21 protein-coding genes are annotated in these 21590 nt (G+C 35.7%); 20 read left to right on the top strand and 1 reads right to left on the bottom strand.

What is annotated here, in order from left to right:
• The first annotated feature begins 222 nt into the window (after positions 1-222).
• The 9 genes from NST93_RS05775 (at position 223) to NST93_RS05735 (ending at position 9372) form a co-directional block, all read left to right on the top strand.
• On the top strand, positions 223-945 hold the full coding sequence (locus tag NST93_RS05775; RefSeq protein WP_405102092.1) for a GntR family transcriptional regulator: 723 nt from the start codon (positions 223-225) through the stop codon (positions 943-945).
• Between the two features lie 94 nt (positions 946-1039).
• Entirely contained in the window at positions 1040-2167 is a 1128-nt protein-coding gene (locus NST93_RS05770) for a BMP family protein (protein ID WP_405102090.1), read from the top strand.
• 149 nt (positions 2168-2316) lie between these two features.
• On the top strand, positions 2317-3849 hold the full coding sequence (locus NST93_RS05765) for an ABC transporter ATP-binding protein (protein ID WP_405102088.1): 1533 nt from the start codon (positions 2317-2319) through the stop codon (positions 3847-3849).
• Positions 3846-4895 (top strand): ABC transporter permease, encoded by a 1050-nt coding sequence (locus NST93_RS05760; protein ID WP_405102086.1) that lies wholly within the window; start codon positions 3846-3848, stop codon positions 4893-4895. The genes NST93_RS05765 and NST93_RS05760 overlap by 4 nt, the downstream gene beginning before the upstream one ends.
• Positions 4896-5846 (top strand): ABC transporter permease, encoded by a 951-nt coding sequence (locus tag NST93_RS05755; protein ID WP_405102084.1) that lies wholly within the window; start codon positions 4896-4898, stop codon positions 5844-5846.
• A 505-nt stretch (positions 5847-6351) separates the two neighbouring features.
• A complete protein-coding gene (locus NST93_RS05750) occupies positions 6352-7611 on the top strand; it encodes an MFS transporter (protein ID WP_405102082.1) in 1260 nt (419 codons plus the stop codon).
• A gap of 372 nt (positions 7612-7983) precedes the next feature.
• On the top strand, positions 7984-8457 hold the full coding sequence (locus NST93_RS05745) for a hypothetical protein (RefSeq protein WP_405102080.1): 474 nt from the start codon (positions 7984-7986) through the stop codon (positions 8455-8457).
• Between the two features lie 225 nt (positions 8458-8682).
• Positions 8683-8928 (top strand): hypothetical protein, encoded by a 246-nt coding sequence (locus NST93_RS05740; RefSeq protein WP_405102078.1) that lies wholly within the window; start codon positions 8683-8685, stop codon positions 8926-8928.
• A gap of 129 nt (positions 8929-9057) precedes the next feature.
• A complete protein-coding gene (locus NST93_RS05735; protein ID WP_405102076.1) occupies positions 9058-9372 on the top strand; it encodes a hypothetical protein in 315 nt (104 codons plus the stop codon).
• Positions 9373-10223: 851 nt separating this feature from the next.
• On the opposite strand, the gene NST93_RS05730 is transcribed toward NST93_RS05735, so the two are convergent.
• Positions 10224-10394 (bottom strand): hypothetical protein, encoded by a 171-nt coding sequence (locus NST93_RS05730; protein WP_405102074.1) that lies wholly within the window; start codon positions 10392-10394, stop codon positions 10224-10226.
• Between the two features lie 735 nt (positions 10395-11129).
• Between NST93_RS05730 and NST93_RS05725 the strand changes: the two genes are divergently transcribed.
• The 11 genes from NST93_RS05725 to NST93_RS05675 all read left to right on the top strand — a co-directional run bounded on the left by NST93_RS05725 (position 11130) and on the right by NST93_RS05675 (position 21471).
• Positions 11130-11801 (top strand): O-methyltransferase, encoded by a 672-nt coding sequence (locus NST93_RS05725; protein WP_405102072.1) that lies wholly within the window; start codon positions 11130-11132, stop codon positions 11799-11801.
• 155 nt (positions 11802-11956) lie between these two features.
• Entirely contained in the window at positions 11957-12316 is a 360-nt protein-coding gene (locus tag NST93_RS05720; protein ID WP_405102070.1) for a YciI family protein, read from the top strand.
• Positions 12317-12866: 550 nt separating this feature from the next.
• Positions 12867-13097 carry a hypothetical protein gene (locus NST93_RS05715; RefSeq protein WP_405103766.1) on the top strand — a complete coding sequence of 77 codons (231 nt, stop codon included), beginning with the start codon at positions 12867-12869 and terminating at the stop codon, positions 13095-13097.
• Between the two features lie 863 nt (positions 13098-13960).
• Positions 13961-15241, top strand: coding sequence for an EF-P 5-aminopentanol modification-associated protein YfmF (yfmF, locus tag NST93_RS05710; RefSeq protein WP_405102068.1), 1281 nt, complete (start codon positions 13961-13963; stop codon positions 15239-15241).
• Between the two features lies 1 nt (position 15242).
• Positions 15243-16526 carry an EF-P 5-aminopentanol modification-associated protein YfmH gene (gene yfmH, locus NST93_RS05705; protein WP_405102066.1) on the top strand — a complete coding sequence of 428 codons (1284 nt, stop codon included), beginning with the start codon at positions 15243-15245 and terminating at the stop codon, positions 16524-16526.
• Positions 16527-16531: 5 nt separating this feature from the next.
• Entirely contained in the window at positions 16532-17257 is a 726-nt protein-coding gene (ymfI, locus tag NST93_RS05700) for an elongation factor P 5-aminopentanone reductase (RefSeq protein WP_405102064.1), read from the top strand.
• 72 nt (positions 17258-17329) lie between these two features.
• Entirely contained in the window at positions 17330-17593 is a 264-nt protein-coding gene (locus NST93_RS05695; RefSeq protein ID WP_405102062.1) for a DUF3243 domain-containing protein, read from the top strand.
• A 161-nt stretch (positions 17594-17754) separates the two neighbouring features.
• Entirely contained in the window at positions 17755-18546 is a 792-nt protein-coding gene (locus NST93_RS05690) for a YmfK family protein (protein WP_405102060.1), read from the top strand.
• A gap of 17 nt (positions 18547-18563) precedes the next feature.
• Positions 18564-19460: a helix-turn-helix domain-containing protein gene (locus NST93_RS05685; protein WP_405102058.1), complete on the top strand. Its 897-nt coding sequence runs from the start codon at positions 18564-18566 to the stop codon at positions 19458-19460.
• A 185-nt stretch (positions 19461-19645) separates the two neighbouring features.
• Positions 19646-20224, top strand: coding sequence for a CDP-diacylglycerol--glycerol-3-phosphate 3-phosphatidyltransferase (gene pgsA, locus NST93_RS05680; RefSeq protein WP_405102056.1), 579 nt, complete (start codon positions 19646-19648; stop codon positions 20222-20224).
• The gene (locus NST93_RS05675) at positions 20221-21471 is read left to right on the top strand and encodes a competence/damage-inducible protein A (protein WP_405102054.1); all 1251 of its coding nucleotides are present in this window, start codon (positions 20221-20223) and stop codon (positions 21469-21471) included. The genes pgsA and NST93_RS05675 overlap by 4 nt, the downstream gene beginning before the upstream one ends.
• Positions 21472-21590: the final 119 nt, after the last annotated feature.

The raw sequence follows: 21590 nt of genomic DNA, 5'->3' as shown, positions 1-21590 counted from the left end.
TGGATAAAAAAGACACAGGGAAATCTTTTAGATTTTCCTGTGTCTTTTTATAAGAAATAGTGTGAAAGATTACAAGTTAATGACATAATTCGAGCTGATTCTAGTAAAATGTTAACTATTTTTAATAATACTATTTCTTTCTTACTATAATAATGGTATATTAATCAGTGACAAAATTGTCATACGTCAGAGGTCAGATCTCTTTGTGAAAGAGGTGATTTTTTGTCGCTTAAAATAGACTCGAGACAACTTTATCTTCAAGTAGTTGACGAATTAATGGGCAATATCAGGCATGGTATATATGCTGAAAATGAAAAATTGCCTTCGGAGTATGCGCTGTCAAAGAAGCTGGGTGTTTCTAGGGCAACATTAAGAGAAGCATTACGTGTTCTGGAAGAAGACAATATTGTGACGCGAAAGCATGGTGTAGGAACTTTCGTAAATCCAAAGCCAGCCTATTCTTCAGGCATTGAAGAATTGAAAAGCCTTACAAAGATGATCAGACAGTCAGGAAAAACCCCAGGCTCCCAATATATTTCAGCTGACATAGTCGATGCAACAGACGAAGATAAATGTAAATTTACCTCAGCAATAGGACGCTTAGTAAGAATTGAAAGGGTTCGCACAGCTGATGAGGTACCAGTCGTGTTTTGTATAGATAAGGTGCCAGCTGATTTATTTCCATTAAATAATTTGCGGGAAAATGAGTCAATTTTTGAAGTGATTGAAAGCGCTCTCGATAAAAAGATTGCATATGCAATTACACATATCGAACCTGTCAGTTATCATGACCGGGTCTACAGCATTTTGGATTGTTCTCCAAATCAATCCTTACTATTGCTGAAGCAGATGCATTATACAACAGATGATGAAGCCGTGCTTTACTCAGCCAATTATTTTCGTTCTGATATTTTTAGCTTTCATGTTTTAAGAAAACGTGTCTAACCATAGCTGAGAAATCAGAGGAGGTGATGAGGGGTAAAGTAGCTTTCGTATGAATTTTTGTCAATATATTTTAATTTATTTAGGGGGTAGGGAAATGAAAAATCGTAAGTTATTATTAATGGCTCTCTTGTTTGTTTTAGTTGCTTTACTAGCTGCTTGTGGCAGCAGCAACGATGATGGCGGGAAAGATAGCACAGGGGATTCCGGAGATACACAGGATACAAATGATTCAGGTGATAGCGGTTCAGGGGATGATTTTTCTGTAGCGATGGTTACTGATATCGGTGGTGTTGATGACAGATCCTTTAACCAGTCAGCTTGGGAAGGCATTACTGAATGGGGAGAAGAGCATGGTCTATCAAAAGGGAATGGATTTGATTATGCACAATCAAATGCTCCAGAAGACTATGTGCCAAACATTACACGCATGGTTCGTGAAGATTACAATTTGATTCTTGGTATCGGTTTTGAATTGAAAGAAGATATTCAAAATGCAGCTAATCAAAATTCAGATGTTTACTTTGGGATTGTAGATGATGTTGTTGAAGGAGATAACACAGTAAGTATTACATTTAAGGAGCATGAAGGTTCTTTCCTTGTTGGTGTTGCTGCAGCAATGAAAACAAAGACTGACAAGCTCGGTTTTGTAGGTGGAATTGATTCACCCCTAATCAACAAGTTTGAAGCAGGATTTATTGCAGGGGCAAAATCCATAAACCCTGATATTGAAGTCGATGTACAATATGCTGAACATTTTGGTGACCCTTCTAAAGGGAAAATGATAGCTGCAGATATGTACAACAATGATGTGGATATTATTTATCATGCATCTGGAGGAACAGGCAATGGTGTTTTCAATGAAGCGAAAGACTTGAAGAATGCTGATCCAGATCGTGAAATATGGGTAATCGGTGTAGACCGTGACCAGCATGATGAAGGACAAATTGGTGATCACAATGTGACATTCACTTCGATGGTTAAACGTGTAGACGTTGCAGTAAAAGATGTCGCACAATTAGCAATGGACGGAGAATTCCCTGGTGGCGAACAACTGGAATTCGGGATTCAAGAAAATGCAATCTCTGTTGCTGCTACTAACGATGAGGCAATGACAGATGAGATTGTATCAGCTGTAAAAGAATGGGAAGAAAAAATTCTGAACGGCGAGCTGGAAATACCATTCACACGTGATGCACTTAAGACTTTCTTGGAAGAACTTTAATCTCATAGTATAAGGGAAAAGAGTGATCGTATTCTTTTCCCTTATAAAATCTTCAACTAAAGAAGATAGACTCTGTCTTTTTTAGTTGGTGATTTTCACCAATAATAAACAGAAAGTGTAATTTATTTACTAAAGGGGTGGATCATAAAGTGGAATATGTGATAGAAATGTTAAACATACGCAAAGAATTCCCTGGCATCGTAGCCAATGATAATATTAATATTCAGCTTAAAAAAGGGGAAATCCATGCTTTGCTCGGTGAAAACGGGGCAGGAAAGTCCACATTGATGAACGTTTTATTCGGCTTGTATCAACCGGAAAAAGGGGAAATTAGAGTGAACGGAAAACCTGTTCACATTACAAATCCAAATATTGCGAATGAATTAGGAATCGGGATGGTTCATCAGCATTTTATGCTTGTAGAGCCATTTACAGTCACACAAAATATCATTCTTGGAAATGAACCTAAAACGAAATATGGTACTGTTAATCTAAAAAAAGCGGAAAGGGAAATACAGGAGTTATCGGACCGTTATGGTTTAAGAGTGGATCCTAAGGCAAAGGTCCGGGACGTATCTGTTGGAATGCAGCAGCGTGTTGAAATATTGAAGACACTTTATCGTGGTGCAGATGTTCTTATTTTTGATGAACCGACAGCTGTCCTTACCCCTCAGGAAATCACAGAGCTGATTGAAATTATGCAATCCTTAGTCAAAGAAGGCAAGTCGATTATTTTAATTACACATAAATTGAAAGAGATTATGCAAGCTTGTGACCGCTGTACTGTAATTCGCAAAGGCAAGGGCATTGGCACAGTAAATGTGGCAGAAACAACAGCAGATGAACTGGCAGCCTTAATGGTTGGCAGAAATGTAAGCTTTGAAGTGACGAAAGAACCAGCAGAACCGAAAGAAAAAATATTAGATATAAAAGATTTATATGTTAAAGATTCGAGAAAATTAGATATCGTCAAAGGACTGGATTTAGAAGTAAGGGCCGGGGAAATTGTAGGAATTGCAGGTATTGACGGAAATGGTCAATCTGAGTTGATTGAGGCAATTACAGGCTTAACAAAAACACAGTCAGGAAAGATTTTATTGAATAACAAAGAAATTTCCAATAAGACACCCCGAAAAGTTACTGAGAGCGGACTTGGCCATATCCCGCAAGATCGTCATAAATATGGACTTGTGCTTGATTATACAGTTGGTGAGAATATTGTTCTGCAAACCTATTATCAAAAGCCTTATTCTAAAAATACAATTTTAAATCATAAAGAGATTTATAGAAAAGCAGAAGAGCTGATTGCTGCTTATGATGTTCGGACACCAAGTGCATATACTTTAGCACGTGCATTATCTGGAGGGAATCAGCAAAAAGCAATTATAGCACGTGAGGTCGATCGATCTCCTGACCTCCTGATTGCAGCCCAGCCAACGAGGGGACTTGATGTTGGTGCAATTGAATTTATTCATCAAAAGTTGATTGAAGAACGTGACAAAGGCAAGGCAATATTACTTATTTCTTTCGAGCTGGATGAAATCCTTGATATTAGCGACCGGATTGCAGTTATGTTTGACGGGAAAATCGTAGCGAACGTTGATCCGAAAGAAACGAATGAGCAAGAATTAGGATTATTAATGGCTGGTAGCGGGTCTGATAAAGTAGGTGCTGCAAAATGAAAACAAATATAAAGTTAACAACATTATTAATTCCCGTTATTTCAGTTTTTCTTGGCTTATTTGTTGGAGGCATTATTATGTTTGCTTCTGGCTATAATCCAATAGCTGGCTACCGTGCATTATGGTTAGGAGCATTTGGTGATGCATTTACAATTGGGGAAACGATTCGACGAACGACACCATTAATATTAACAGGTTTGGCAATTGCGTTTGCTTTTCGTTCCGGACTATTTAATATTGGTGCGGAAGGACAAGTTATTGTTGGTTGGTTAGCGTCTGTATGGGTTGGACTTACCTTTGAAGCACCTATGATTATTCACTTGCCGCTTGCAATTCTAGCAGGTATGCTGGCGGGTGCACTCTGGGGATTTGTACCTGGTTTGCTGAAAGCAAAGCTAGGTGTTCACGAAGTAATTGTTACAATTATGATGAACTATATTGCCCTTTACGTTTCAAATGAAATCATTCGTTCCGTGCTGACCGACCATGCTACAAAAACAGAACAAATTGCAGATACTGCTTCACTCGCATCCGAGTGGCTGCAAACTATCACAATGTATTCTCGACTGCATTATGGTTTTTTGATTGCATTATTTGCAGCAGTTGTTATGTGGTTTATTATCCAGAGAACAACAATCGGTTACGAGCTAAAATCAGTTGGATACAACCAGCATGGTTCTAGATATGCTGGAATGAACGTAAGCAAAAATATTATTCTCTCCATGGTTATTTCAGGTGCCTTTGCAGGGATTGCAGGAGCGATGGAAGGACTAGGAACATATGGAAATATACATCTCATGTCAGGATTTACAAATCTGGGCTTTGATGGGATTGCTGTAGCGTTACTAGGCAGCAACAATGCATTTGGGGTAATTCTTTCCGCATTGCTGTTTGGTTCACTTAAAGAAGGAGCAGGCCAAATGCCTACTTCCGCTGGTGTACCGACGGAATTAGTAGATATTATCATTGCATTAATTATTTTCTTTGTAGCTTCAAGCTATATTATCCGTTGGGCAATACTTCGCTTTAAGAAGGAGGGGAAATAAATGATTGATATATTACAATCAATTGTTCCAACAGTTCTATTTTTTTCAGCACCTTTGATTTTAACTGCTTTAGGCGGAGTATTCAGTGAACGTTCAGGTGTAGTTAATATTGGTCTAGAGGGGTTAATGGTAATTGGTGCTTTTGTTGGAATTGTATTCTCTTTAACATTCCAGAATACATTTGGTTCCTTAACACCATGGATTGCGATTGTTGTGGCCGCAGTTGCAGGTGGAATCTTCTCCATCATCCATGCCGTTGCTTCTGTGTCGTTTTACGCAAACCAGGTTGTAAGTGGCGTTGCTATCAATATGCTTGCAGTTGGAATTGGTGTTTACCTTACAAAGCAGTGGTATGACAAAGGCCAAACAGACATGGTAGATGGATTCTTCCGTACAGATATACCTGTTTTGTCAGAGATCCCAATTATTGGACCAATTTTCTTTGAAAGGGTTTATGCAACTTCTTATGTTGCAATTATTATTGCGGTGATTGCTTGGTATGTCCTGTATAAAACAGCATTCGGTCTCCGTCTTAGATCTGTTGGAGAACATCCAATGGCAGCTGATACAAATGGAATAAGTGTTACGAAAATGCGTTATATAGCCGTTATACTATCTGGAGTACTCGGAGGTTTAGGCGGCTCAGTGTTTGCTCTAACAATCGTTTCAAACTTTTCGCAGTCTACAATAGTAGGTCAAGGTTTCATTGCTCTTGCAGCGGTTATCTTTGGTAAATGGCACCCGCTTGGAGCGATGGGGGCGGCTTTGTTCTTTGGTTTTGCACAAAGCTTAAGTATCGTTGGATCCTCTATTCCATTGATTGAGGATATTCCGCAGGTGTTCTTATTAATTGCTCCATATGTGCTTACAATATTAGCGCTCGCTGGATTGATTGGAAGAGCGGATGCCCCCGCGGCAAACGGTGATCCTTATATTAAAGGAAGCCGCTAAATAAAACATCTTTTTCTGCAAAAATCCACTTAGCACAAATCTAAGTGGATTTTTATATAGATTGATTGCTGCTTTTAATTAGAATAAAAGCTTTATGAAGTTGTTTTCGAAATTAGCATAGGGCCGGTTTATCATTGAAGTGAACAAGGTGAGGAAAATAGGTTTATTACTCTGAACAACTATTGGATTTTTCATCATCGGATTTGTTACTATTGCTTCAATGAAAAGTATAAAAAATAAAATCGCCTTTTAAAAAATATAGAAAGCTAGAAAATTACAACTGAACTCTTCATTTTGGAATATGGAATGTGTTTCTTATTGTTTTATAGTTTTCTGTTAAAGTGTAAATTTAATTCGTTTTTGTAAATATGTTACAGAGTTAAATGGTTAAAATTTTTGTAGAAATATACTTAAATTTGAGGGATAGTTTAAGAAGGATAATCACCCTTTATTGTCGAATGTCTAGAGTAAAGCAGTAGTTTTTTGTACGAAGAATCATAAGGAGTTGTGTACAATAAAAAGTCTCAAAAGCTGGAAACATTCAGCAATATTGCTAACAACGATTGGGATCTCAAATATTGGAGATTTCATCCACTTAGTGGCTATAAATATCATGGTTTACCAACTTACAGGTTCTGCAGCAGCGGTTGCTGGGCTTTGGATCATCGGACCATTAACAAATATTTTCACAAAGTTTTGGACGGGAAGTTTCATTGATTACCGAAGTAAAAGAAAAATGATGGCGGTCACATTTATACTGCGGGCATTATTCATCTGTTTTATTCCATTTGCACCGAATATGTTGATGATTTATGGTATTCTTGTGATTTTAAGTGTCGGGAAAGCCTTTTATAATCCAGCTTCAATGACTTATGTCACCATTCTTGTGCCTGCTGTAAGTAGAAAACGTTTCAACTCGATTCGATCACTCGTGGATTCCGGTGCTTTTATTATTGGACCTGCTATTGGCGGAGCGTTAATCTTATCTACTTCAGTTGAAGCTACACTATGGATAAATGCAATATCTTTCGTCTCGGCTGCTATATTGTTATTATTTCTACCTGAAAAAGAAGCTATTGATAAAGAGACTATTCCGACATTAAACGTTTCACAGGTTATAGGTGACTTTACTGTCGTTCAAAAGTTCATGAGGGAAAATAAGTATGTAACTTTTATTTATCTGGGTTTTATTATGATTATGATTTTTTCTTTTGCGATGGACGCTCAAGAAGTCGTATTTACACAACGAGTGATTGGTCTATCTGAATTTGATTATAGTTTATTGATTAGTATAACTGGCATTGGTTCTATTCTTGGAGCTTTTTTATTATCTGTTTTCTCAAATAGATTTCCATTAAGATATATGATCACTGCTGGTTTGATCGTGATGACAATTGGCTATATAATCTATGCGTTTTCCTGGTCATTTACCTCTATTGTTGTTGGTTTTATCATCTTAGGTTTCTTTAATGTTTTTTTAAATGCAGGAATTATGACCTTCTACCAAAATAGTATTCCTGTAGATATAATGGGGAGGGTTACAAGCATATACCAGCTAATTCAAAGTGCTATCCAAGTGGTATTTATTTTGATTATTGGAGTAGTAGCAGATATTGTTTCCCTGCGAATTACTATAGTGACTTTAGCAATGGTCATGTTGCTGTCATCTGTAATTTTTTCAATTAATGTATTGAACCCCAATAAAAAAAGTTTTTATCGAGAGGAAAGTAATGATAAAAGAGACGCAGATTTAGAAGCGAAGTAAATTGGGTATCTAAGGGACAAAAATTCATAGAGTATGTGTATTAAGAGGTAATTATGGTCAAAGAAAAGTACAATGAATTCCCTGAACCATCAAGCGGTTATGATTGGACATTTATCAAGAAAAAACGTTACTAAATCTACTAAAGTTATGAAATCTTACACCTGAACGGGTTCGTTAGTAGACAAAAGTGATCAGATTAAGGTCATCTTTTTCATTTAAATCAAACTCCGAATATAATGTTAATATTAAAGTGATGGATATTAGGCGAACGGGCAGATTAGTTCAATAAAGTAGCAGATTAATTGGTATAGTTATAAAACACGGAATATATTATATTTTCAGGAGGTTATTATTATAAAAAGAACGACTTTGATGTTGATTTTATTAAGTATGTTACTGTTTCTTGTAGGTTGTACTTCAGATAAAACAGTTGAGAGCAAGGCTATTTTCCCTGATGATATACCTGATTTTGTTCAAGTGAGTGATTTTGAAAAAATTAATTGGGAAAAAAAAGCCGTGGAATTTGGTGACAGAGGAATCATTGGAAATGAAAACAAATCAGGTGTTATAGGAGCAGGTATGCCAAGTTTAGATGATCAAAAGTGGATGTGGCACCTTTGGGGAACTACAAGTGCAAAGTTAACTGTTGTTGGTTTTCACAAGGAGTCAGGAACTGCCCATCAGATTCTAATAGAGGGTTGGACAATGGAACTTGGTGAAGAAAATAATGGAGCGGATGCACATATACCTTCTAGCGTGAGAATACCAGAGTCAGGAGAGTGGGCAATTTTGCTTTATACTGACGAAAAATTGTTTGATACTTTAGTTTATGAAATTAATGAATAGATAAAGAAAGATTAATGTAATCTCCTAATTGAACGAACTGGTGCAATTGTTTAATAAAGAGGAAGTGATAACATTGAATTTATATCTTCATAATTATTAATTATTTAAATGTGTAAAAAGGAACTTTATGTTGGGTGTTGTAGCTTTGGCATTACGAATTGTAACTTTCTTTATATGGTCTGGGTTCCTCTATTTATAATCGGTAATTTTGTGGCAGACTTTAAATTGGAATTTGTAATTAATTATGTTTTTCACTATCAGAAAGATTTCTTTTTCCATTCTAATGTTAAGGCTGCTAAGGAACAGTCAAATCAAGAATTCATCAGAAGTTATGGAGAAATTTATAGATTAGATAGTGTTCTATTTTCTTTTACTTCTTATAAAGACGGTCAAAAATGGAAGGTTTGGTTTAATGAAATTTTGGAATCACATCCCGTCAAGATGAATGTTCTTAAAACTGAGAGGAAATAAATGCTATTCATGTTTAAAGAATGATTCCTTGTTCAATTAGAGGGTGCAACCTAAAAGGAAGAATAAAGCACCTTTTTGTCGGATCTGTACTATGTGTGTAATTTTAATATAAAAAGGTAGGTTTTTATTATGGTTGGGTGGTTTAATGTTGTTAGCATTGTGTTAGGGTTAGTTGCTTGGATACTTCCTATTATAAGTATCTTGAAGTATAAAGAGCATTTCAAAAGTTGGATTACTTTTTCTATCATAAGTCTTATTGCTTGTTCTGCCGCATTGTTTTTCCAAATTTATAGTTTGTATGAGAGAGTGAAAGCTCAGGATTGGACTGCCCTTTTGGATACAATGAGTATTATTGTATCCCTACCAGCAATTCTTATTATCGGAACAATTTTATTTAATGTAATTACATTAAGTATGTATCGGAACAGAGCAGTTCAATTCTGAAAATATCTCCTGATAATGTAGCTTTATTTAAGGAAGAAGAAGTATATAGATTGGATTTGTATTGGGATGGCGCGTATCCTGGGTAAGGAATTCTATTCTGATATTTCTGTTATTATAGAAGGTTCAAAATAGAAATCCATCAATCCTGGGAACAAGGAAGAAATTCTTGATTTAATTGATTTACTAAATTTCCAATCTTAAAGATAGATAGGCACCCTATCTATTTGTACTTAATTACGAAGATTCATTTAGTTACTTATAAACCAAAATTAATTATATTCAGGTAGCCAGTCTTATACAATCTAAATACAATGTTAATTTAATTGTACCTATGACTATTAGAAACCTCGAATACTTTAACTATATTTTTAATGGATTTAGCAGTATTGAGAAACATACATACCACTTCTGTTTAACAGCTAATAAGGAAACTATTTACGAAAGGCTACGGGAACGTGGAGAGGAAGAAGGAAATTGGTGTTTTCAACAAACTGATAAATGTTTAAAAGCATATAACGAATACAACTTTAGAGAGTACATAGACACTGAAAACGTTAGCATCAATACCATTGTTGATAATATAAGCAAGAAATTAAATCTTCTTTAAAAAAGTTATATCTTATTCAACAAAAGGATGATGCTTTAACTTAACAAGGAAAATTAAAAGTCGATCGCTTAGCATACTGAAATATGACTTTTTTAGATTTCCAATTTACTTAGTGTATAATATCAACTTTATTTTGGAACTTTTTTGCGCTGTAACACAATTATACAAACATTTTAGATTGTGAAGGGAGAAAGAATCACTTCTGTGTAATTAAGAATAATAAAAGGAAATCGAGAGTTAACATTTAGTTCTCTTTTCCCTTTTTGAAAAAGTCCTTTAAAGCGACAATAATAATTAAAACGATAATGAATAAGTTTACGTTAGATACCCATTCAGGAATATTATAGTTGAAAAGTTGAAGCAGAGAAGTTATAAGCAAAAATATAGCTGGAATTAAAATAAACTTTTTTCCCATTTAAACACTCCTTCTTAATTTTATAGGATAAACTAATTATTTAGCTGAATCAAGGAACTTTTTGTCTCAAAAAACTTTACTCTTCTCTAATAATTATTGTTTTTATTATTTCAATATTAAGATTTATAGAAGTAGATGGGGAGGACAATGAAAGTCATATTAGGTTTGTAAAGTATCTCCCTTCGGCCAGAGTGCTATTAATTATGCTATGGAATCAAGATATGTTAAATATAACAATCAATTCTGAATTGAAGTTATACCAGATTTAATTTACCATAAACCCATGGAAAATGAAGTGCAAGATGTATTTAATAATGCCCGCTGCAGTGTGGGAATATGGCAAAGGATGTAGAAGAAGGATTTTATAAATTATACGAATACAGAACAATTTGGGAATACCGATTACTTCCGATTGTTAGTGATATGGATACCTAATGACAAAAGTTGTTCAAACGAATGGGTGCAGCAATTTCGTTACAGGAGCTTGGAGGAGAAAGAGGGCGATTGTAACGGGTGGTTTAGCATTCTCCAGGAGTAGGAGTGATAAGGGATGAACAGCTTTAGTTTCATAGTCAGAGGCATTTCAATCACCTTCTATAGGAAAATGAAATAGGATTGGTTTCAAGACAAAGTCAAAAATCTGAAGCTATTATTTAATTGAAGTCTTTTTATCTTCAACGTAGGGTGCTTCACTTAAAGAGGAAAATCAAGTCTTAATTTTAAAGGAGAAAACATATGAATTTATCTGAAAAGTGGAATGATGTAGATCTTTATTTAAGTAAAAAGCTTCACACATCTGATCCTGTAATGGATTCAATACTTAAAGCAAATTCAGACGCAGGTTTGCCAGCTATTGATGTCGCTCCAAATCAAGGAAAGCTTCTTTATTTACTTGCAAAGCTTAAAGGAGCAAAACGCATTTTAGAAATTGGGACTCTTGGCGGTTATAGCAGCGTTTGGCTTGCACGTGCTTTACCAGATGGAGGGCATCTCGTCACACTTGAGTTAGATGATAAGCATGCAAAATTGGCTGAAGAAAATGTAAAAAGGGCAGGACTTGAAAATAAGATTGACGTAATTGTGGGATCTGCACTCGAAACATTGCCAACCCTTAAAGATAAAGGGGTGGCAAACTTTGATTTCATTTTTATTGATGCTGATAAACCAAACAATCCTCAATATTTGAAATGGGCAATAGAACTTTCTAGACCAGGAACAGTTATCATTGCGGATAACGTGGTTCGTAATGGACACGTCATAGATACTGAAAGTGAAGACTTGAGTGTGCAGGGGGTTCGTCAATTTTTTGATTTATTATCTGAAGAATCATGTATTGATTCGACTGCTATCCAAACTGTAGGCAGCAAAGGGTATGATGGATTGGTTCTTGGGATTGTAAAAGATTAATAGGCTCTCCAAAACAGAAGGTAATCAGCCCATCTTTCTTTTACTATAAGGTGATATAGATTAAGAAGGAATATGGCTTTTTTTGCAGAAGTTATTGTATGAAAGTGTTTTTACAGTTTAAACACTTCAATTGAAAAGTTAAAGGAGAAAAGTCTATGAGGTATCTGATATTGTTAACTCCTTCAATAAATTGGAGAGATGGTGTAGTTCTGCATAATCAACCGTTCATGCCTGAACATGCCGTGTATGTTCAAACTGAATATAATAAAGGCAATATAGTCTTAGCTGGACCATTTGGTGGCTCAACTGGAGGAGCAATAGTTATTGATGCAGCAAAGGAAGAAGACGTTATTAATTTTGCTGAAAATGATCCTGCTGTTAAAAATGGTATCTTCAGTTATAAAATAAAAAAATGGGATTATAAAATGAGTAAATTTGAAAATGAAAGTCCCGATTTTAACCAAGGATATATTGATTACAAACATAAGATTCAAAAAGAATTAGGGATTATTTAGGTTGTTTTTATTGAAGAAGAAGCCGCATTAGTTGGCAATTAGGTTTTTGGACGTATCGTTCGCTAATTTAGCATTCTTAATTACACAAAAGTGATTCTTTTATCCTTCACAATATATGTTTGTTCTATAGAGATTGTACTCGTGAATTCAATTTAAATCACAAGTATTTAAACTGCTTATCCTTCTTTTAGGTTAGATAAGCACCCTATTGCTTAATATTAACATTTACATATCATTAAAATATTTCCATCAGGATCTTTGGAATTAAAATAGGGATTATGTTCGATTTGTGTAATTGAATCAACGTTTTTATTACTCATAAGATCGAATGCTTCTCGAATGTTTTTTGTATTGGAGTGGAATGGAATGCTGAGGGTTTATATACTCTATCCTCTGAATAAATCTTGTTGCCTAATACAATCCCTGTGCCTTCCATAGATGGAACGTAAAGATGACGTAAAGCCCTTTTCCTTGTGAACTGAAAGGGCAAAGATAATTGAGTAAAGAAGATTAAAGGGAAAGCAATTAACAAAAAAGGGAGGTATAAAAGCTGGACTTATTACTTTGGATAACAATTAGTCTCATAGTAATCGAATTTATTGTTCTGATTTCCATGAAAAAAGGTATGGAAAGTAAGCTCGCTTTTATTAAAGCAAATATGGAAGACGAGGAAAGTACAACAAAAGCTAAATCAATCATTTGGTGGATATGGGGTACTGCAGCTTGGGGAATAGTGAGTATGTTTCTCGTTCTTTGCTGGTTTGCTTATTACTTTGGATAACTGTTGTTTCAAATGTGCTTAAACAAACTGGTCAATAGTTGAATAGAAAGTTGGCGAGACAACAACTTCTGTTTTATTAAAGGAGCGGGTTAATGCCACATTAAAGTAGTTAATTTTTCAGTGGTGAGAGGTTGAATATGGAACAATTATATTTGTCTTTAAAAGCATACTGAGGAGGGGGAGATTGATTTTATTCTTGTTGAAACCCATGAGAATGGAAATAAAAATTCAGTGGATGTAAACACATTCGAAACGCTTTTCGGCGATGTAAAAGAGAACCCGACTTATGAAGCCTTGTCAAGGTCACATACTTTCCAATTAAGAGGTAAACAATACACTATGACCGCTGAAGAAATGGGTTATCAAAAGTATTTCGATCTATGGAAAGACCAAGGATTGCTTAAATTATGAAACAGCACATAGCTGCTTTTAAACAACAAGGTGATAGGCAAGTGGTCTTTCTTTAGCCAATGAGGACTGCAAAATCCCTATAAATAATCAATCTTTGTTATAAAAATTCATGCTATACCAAGAATAGAGAATCCATTTTGGTTAATTTTTTCAAAATGGATTCTTTTGTTTACCCTAATTTATGTATTTATATGGAAAGAGTTTTATTTCACAGTCGTGATTATTTTCTTAACAAAATAAATGGTGCACTACACACACAGGAGCGGCTGCCAGCAGAGGATACTCTAAATTAAGGTAGGCAATACTCACCAGCTAACTTGAATTAATTAAAAAAACAGCCTGAAAGGTGACTTATAATCTGGAACAAAGCATTTGAATTGCCGTATAAATGGATGATAGTTAAAAATATGTGTAGAATATGGTATAAGGAAAGTTACACAGGAGGTTAGAAAATGAACGTGATTACTGAACAAACAATCAATAAAAATGGAATAAAACTCCATTTTATACCCACAAAAAAGTTTAAGACGCTCACTTTTGTTGCAAAGTTCAGCGCGCCGCTCTCTAGGGATACAATTACAAAGCGGGCATTATTGCCTTATGTTTTAAGGCAAGCAACGGAAAGCTATACAAATAGAACGGATTTGCAATTAAAGCTTGATGATCTATATGGAGCCGTTCTTTCCATTGATGCGGTTAAGAAAGGTGAAAACCATATTATTAGTTTCCGTATGGAAATTGCCAATGAAAGGTATTTGCCGGCAGAAGACCAGATTACGACGGAAGCCATTCATTTATTAAAGGAACTTATGTTTCAGCCTTATACCGAAAATGGTGTTTTCTCTGAGAAAATTTATAGTAGAGAAAAAGCAACCCTGCGGCAAAGAATTCAAGCGATTAGAGATGATAAAATCAGATATGCAAATATCCGCCTGATTGATGAAATGTGTAAAGATGAAGCTTATAGTCTGCATGTAAATGGCTATGAAGAGGATTTAGAGGCACTTACGAATCAAGAATTATATCAATATTTTCAAGAAATGACAGAGACAAATCAGCTTGACATTTATATTGTTGGTGATTTCGATCCGAAGCAGATGGAAGAAGAATTGAGTGCTTTAACTGCGTATGAATCAACAGGCACAATCGTGAAATCAGCTGCAGCCGCTCCAAAAAATATTACAGAGGTTAAGGAAATCATTGAAAAAGAACCTATTCAACAAGCGAAGCTGCATTTGGGTTACCGCACAAATGTTGTTTTTTCTGATGATGCTTACCCTGCACTACAGGTGTTTAATGGATTGTTCGGCGGATTTCCAAGTTCAAAGCTTTTCATGAATGTACGTGAAAAAAATAGTTTAGCGTATTATGCAACTTCACAAATCGAAAGCCATAAAGGCCTTTTATTTGTATTAAGCGGCATTGCTCCTGAGGATTATGAAAAAGCGCGGGATATTATTCGGGAACAAATGATTGAAATGAAAGAAGGCAATTTTACAGAAGATGATTTGGTTGAAACGAAGGAAATGATTGTCCATTCTCTTAAGGAAACAATGGATAGCAATCAGGGACTTGTAGAATTGTTTTATCAATTACAAGTAGCGGAAACGGATATGACGCTGAAGGATCTATTCACTAGGATTGAATCTGTTACGAAAGAAGACGTCATTGAGGTAGCACAAAAAGTTGAGGAAGATACATTATATCTCCTGACTGCTGAAGGAGGAGAATGAGATGAATAGAAACACGTATCCAGAAATCGATGAAGTGATTTATACAAAAAAGTTAGATAATGGCTTATCTGTATTTTTAATGCCCCGCAATGAGATGGAAAAAACATATGCAATTTTCTCGACAGATTATGGTTCAATTGACCAGACTTTCGTACCGATTGGTGAGAAAGACATGATTGATGTTCCTGATGGGGTTGCTCATTTCTTGGAGCATAAGCTTTTTGAAAAAGAAGATGGGGATGTCTTTGCTGACTTTGGCAAGCTCGGTGCTTCTGCCAATGCATTCACATCCTTTACGAAGACTGCCTATCTTTTTTCCGCAACAAATCATATCGAAGAAAATGTACAAACATTAATTGACTTTGTTCAAGATCCTTATTTCACAGAGAAGACTGTTGAAAAGGAAAAAGGGATTATAGCGCAAGAAATTAAAATGTATGATGATCAGCCAGATTGGCAGTCCTTCATGGGTACCATAAAAGCTTTATTTAAAAATCATCCTGTGAATATAGATATAGCTGGAACAGTTGATTCCATTATGAAAATTACGAAGGATGATTTATACACCTGTTATCATACTTTCTATCACCCTGAAAATATGTCGTTATTTATCATCGGTAATATGGATGCCGAGAAGCTATCCCAGCTTATTGAAGAAAATCAGGCAAATAAGAGCTTTGAGCCAATGGCTGAAGTAATACGTGATTTTCCTGAGGAGCCTAGAGATGTTGCACATGCTGAACTGGAAATCAATATGCCGGTTTCGATTCCGAAATGTACCATTGGTATTAAAGAGTTAAGTACAACAATTGAGAAAACTGATTTTATTAGAAAAGAATTGCTGACAAATATGGTGCTTGATCATTATTTCTCCAAAGGCGGTTCTTTCTATCAAGAGCTTTACCAGGCAGAACTTATTGATAGCAGTTTCTCCTATGAGTCCAATCTTGACCGCAGCTTCGGCTATACGATAATTGGCGGAAATACAGAGAATCCTGAGGAATTTGCGGCTAAAGTAAAAGAATTATTACTAAGTACAAATAAGTTAGAAATTAATCGCGACGAATTTTCTCGTATGAAGAAAAAGAGAATTGGACAGATTTTACGTGCGATGAATTCTTTAGAGTATATTGCAAGCAAATTTACAGACTATCAAAAATTCGGCATCAACTTCTTTGAAGTGATTCCAACGATTGAAGCATTAACTGTAGAGGATGCAAATGCATTCTTACGTGAATGGATTGAAGAGAATCGTTTAGCTGTTTGCACGATTAAGAAAGGATAATGAACATGAAGGGGAAGAATGTTTTGGTTATTGGGGCAAGTGGAGATATTGGTGCCGCAATTACAAAACGCCTAGCCAAAGAAGGCTGCCATTTATTGCTTCATTATCACTCCAACCGGGCTGTATTAGATGAGTTATGGGATGAAGTTGAAGATGAACAAATTCTTCAAGTCATCCAAGCAGATCTGTCAAATCAGGAAGGAATTAATCAACTATTGAATGCATTGGTTTTCGGGGTGGATTCAATTGTTTTTGCAAGCGGAAGAGCGGCATTTGGCCTGTTTCAGGATATGAGTGACAATTATATTAATGAAATGCTCTACTTGCATGTAAAAGCTCCTTTACTGATAACAAAACAGCTGCTTCCTGGTTTGATTCGTAATAAATCAGGACATATTATTTTTATAACCTCTATTTGGGGCGAGATTGGTGCCAGTAATGAGGTGCTTTATTCTACTGTGAAGGGTGCACAAAATAGTTTCGTCAAAGCTTTGGCAAAAGAAACTGCGGCGAGTGGACTTTCTGTAAATGCAATTAGTCCAGGGTTCATTGATACAAAAATGAATGCATTGTTATCGACAGAGGAAAGAAGTGCTATATATCAGGATATTCCCTTGAAACGTGCTGGTACTCCAATAGAAGTAGCTAATACGGTAATGTATTTACTAAGTGCAACTCCTGGTTATCTAAATGGACAAATTATTCAAGTATCAGGCGGCTGGACCATATAATCTTATTTACTATGTATAAGCTGCGAAAAAAAATCAATACTATACATAGTAAGCAGAAGAGGAGGTCTGTCAATGTCAATTCTGGATAATTTCGATTCCTGGAAAGGTTTCTTAGCTAATCGTTTGCAGCAAGCAAAGGAAAAAGGAATGGATCACGATACGATTACGAATCTGGCCCATGAAGTAGGCGATTACTTAGCTGAACACGTTGGTGCTAAAAACAAAGAAGAGGCTGTATTAAAGGAATTATGGACTGCTGCTTCAGAGGAAGAACAGCAAGCGATAGCTAGTGCGATGGTTAGGTTAGTTCAAAATCAAGGTAAAAATAATGGATAATTAGGGAGAGAAGCTGTATATTTAAACTATACAGCTTCTTTTCCATTTTATTTTCACATTTCTCTTTTCACTAATTGAAAAATCATTTATAGTAGATATAGATTGTATTCAAAATAATCTTCTTTACATTAATTCAAATGTATTGTTAAAGGAGAATAAGCATGGAAAAGACGGAATGGTATCTTGAATACGAAAACCAAATTAACCGCCCGGGTTTATTGGGCGATATATCTACGCTATTAGGAATGCTTTCCATAAACATTGTTACAATAAATGGTGTAGAAAACAAACGAAGAGGAATGCTGATTCTCTCTGAAAGTGATGAAAACATTACACGATTAGAAACGATTTTAAAGACAGTTGACATAATTAAAGTATTAAAAATCAGGAAACCAAAATTGAAGGACCGGATGGCGGTTCGACATGGGAAATATATTCATACAGATCGTGATGACAGAAAGACAATTCGATTTATAAGAAATGAATTAGGGATTTTAGTTGACTTTATGGCGGAATTATATAAGCAAGATGGACATAAACTGATTGGGATTAGAGGAATGCCACGCGTTGGCAAGACGGAATCTATCGTAGCTAGCAGTGTATGTGCGAATAAGCGCTGGCTTTTTGTTTCAAGTACAATGATAAAGCAAACAGTTCGGAATAAATTAATTGTTGGTGAGTATAATTCTGATAATATCTTTATTATCGATGGCGTTGTATCAAAAAAACGTGCAAATGAAGAGCATTGGAGATTGATTAGAGAAATCATGCAGCTTCCCGCTGTAAAGGTTGTGGAGCATCCTGATGTATTTGTACAGTCCACAGAATATACTCTTGATGATTTTGACTATATTATTGAGCTTAGAAGCCATGTAGATGAAGAAATTACTTATGAAGCTATTGAGGAACAGCCCTTTGGTCAGAATAGCGGTTTTAACATGTTCGATTTTTGAGACGGAAGGTGTTTAATATGGATGTTGGTGCAAGACTTAAAGAAGCGAGATTGGCAAAAGGCCTCTCGTTAGACAGTTTACAGGATACAACGAAGATACAAAAACGTTATTTAGTTGCAATTGAAGAAGGCAACTTCAATATTCTTCCTGGTAAATTTTATGCAAGAGCTTTTATTAAGGAATATGCGAATGCAGTTGGAATTGATCCAAATGAATTATTGGAAGAACATAAAGAGGAAATTCCGAAGTCTGAAGAGGAAAGCGAGATTCAATATACTAGAGTAGAGCGCTCTAGAAAGGAAAATTCAAATGATCGGAGTGGTGCGGTTTTTTCTGTGCTGCCCAAGATTATTGTTATCCTTCTTATCATCGGGATTATAGGTGCCGCAATTTGGTTTATAAGTCAATCAAACTCGTCGGATGAACCGACGGAAATTGAAGATTCGGAAGGACCAGTAGTTATTAAAAATCCAGATGATAATAACTCTGCATCGGGAAGTAATGATGAATCGAATGAATCCGATTCAGATGCAGAAGAAAATACCTCAGATGAAACAGATTCCGAAGATGAAGAGGCAGAAGAAGCAGAAGAAGTTACTTTTGAAACAGTTGAGGCTGGACAAACTGAGTCAACGATGACATTAACAAATCCTGGAGATGAACTTATTTTTTCATTTGAATCAGAAACAAGATCATGGTTAGATGTCAAAAATGCGGCAGGCGAATCCCTTTACGGAGGCTTCGTCGGTCCAGAAAATTCACCTCTTGAGGTGGATGCTGCTGGAACAGATTCAGTCTTTCTTAATATTGGAAGTGCCCCAAACCTGCAGATTAAAGTGAATGATACAGAATTTGAATATCCAATCGATCCAAGTGAAAGAGATGTACAAAAAATCTGGATAAATATAAATTAGGAATTGAAACACTCGTAAACCCTTCCTTACTAACGTGGAAGGGTTTCTCCATTTCAAGAGTGAAACGAAGTAATGTTGCATAAAATAATGATTCATTTAGTATTGTAATCGGAAACAAGACAACTGCAGTTCAGCTTATAGAACAAACACTACATTATATAATCATATAAGGAGGATTTATTCATATGAATTTACCCAATAAACTTACTATATCAAGAATTTGTTTAATCCCGTTATTTATTATTTTACTATCTGTCCCTATGGACCTGGGTGCTTGGGATATTGGTGGAGCGAAGTTGCCAATTACTCATTTCATTGCTGCAATTATCTTTATTTTTGCTTCGACAACAGACTGGGTGGATGGGTATATTGCAAGAAAATATAATTTAATTACAAATCTGGGGAAATTCCTTGACCCATTGGCAGATAAACTGCTTGTTTCTGCAGCATTGATTATGCTTGTTCAAATGGAACTTGCTGCTGCTTGGATTGTTATTATCATTATTAGCAGAGAATTTGCAGTTACAGGACTGCGTTTAGTTGCTGCTGGAGAAGGAATTGTTCTTGCAGCAGGACAAATGGGGAAATTAAAAACGGCAACGCAAATGATCGCGATTATTTTGCTATTACTGCATAATTTCCCTTTCTCTTTTATTAATTTTCCTTTAGGCACGATTATGCTTTATCTAGCGCTGCTATTTACTGTGATTTCAGGAGTGGATTATTTCATTAAAAATAAACATGTAATGAGGGATTCGAAGTGAAAAAGCAATTTAAGGCAGAGGTTATTGCAGTAGGCACTGAATTATTATTAGGTCAAATTGCCAATACGAATGCTCAATGGATATCTCAGCAGCTTGCGTTATATGGTATAAATGTTTTCAATCATGTCGCTGTTGGCGATAATCTTACACGCGTTGCAGATACATTTAAGCAAGCACATGAGCGCTCGGACATTATTATTGTTACAGGTGGATTGGGACCAACTGAAGATGATCTGACAAGAGAAGCTTTTCAGCTGGTTAGTAATTTGAATATGTATGAGCATGCCCCGTCCATGAGTAAGATAGAGAGTTTTTTCATACGGCATGAATGGAAGATGACACCGAATAATCGAAGGCAAGCTCGTGTTTTTGAAACAGCAAAGGTGCTTGAGAATAAGAACGGCATGGCTCCTGGCATGATTGTTGATTACCGTGACCGACATTGGATATTCCTTCCCGGGGTCCCGCGGGAAATGAAAAAGTTATTTTCAGATGATATTTTACCGTTCTTATACCAGCTTACAGGTAAAGAAGAAGTGATTAAGTCAACAATTTTAAAATTTATCGGTATTGGTGAATCTGCCTTAGAGCATGAATTACAAGAACTTATTCACCAACAGACGAACCCGACAATTGCTCCCTTAGCTACTGATGAAGGCATCATTATTCGTCTTACTGCAAAAGCAGCTTCAAGTGATGAATTAGAGAAATTATTACATAAAACAAAAGAAGATATTTTAGAAAAAGTTGGCAACTATTTTGTTGCTGAAAATGAAGAAACAATTGAACAAGTCATTGTTAATATGATGAAAGATAAAAAAGTATCCATTGCAGCAGCAGAGAGTCTTACTGGTGGTAAATTCACTGAAAAACTTGTGTCTGTCCAGGGTGCCAGCGATGCAGTAAAAGGCGGCATTGTTTGCTATCATCCCCAAGTAAAAATCGATATGCTTCATATTCCAGAGCAGGTCATTGCTGAAGATGGAACAGTAAGTGAAAAGTGCGCCTTACTGCTTGCGAAGAATGTCCGCGAAAAGTTGAACACTGAAATTGGAATCAGCTTTACCGGTGTTGCCGGACCAGGGGAGATAGAAGGGAAATCTGCGGGAACAGTTTATATTGGCTTATCTGTTGCAGGAGTTGAAGACAGAGCATTTGGTTTTAACTTCCAGGGTGAAAGGAATATAATTAGAAACCGCTCTGTAAATAAGGGTTTAGAAATACTTTTCAACTATTTAAAAGCATAATTTAATTAAGGCTTTTAGTGCAATCTTTAAAAGTGCGGCAGTATAAGTGCTGAAATATTAAATTTTGCTTAAAAAAGCCTCTCAAAAATACAGAACGTTTATTCGTTTTTTGCTTGTCA

This window comes from Oceanobacillus sp. FSL H7-0719 (assembly GCF_045040795.1).
Lineage (GTDB): Bacteria > Bacillota > Bacilli > Bacillales > Amphibacillaceae > Oceanobacillus.
The sequence above is the reverse complement of the archived record's forward strand: the minus strand, read 5'-3'. Positions and strand labels throughout refer to the sequence as shown.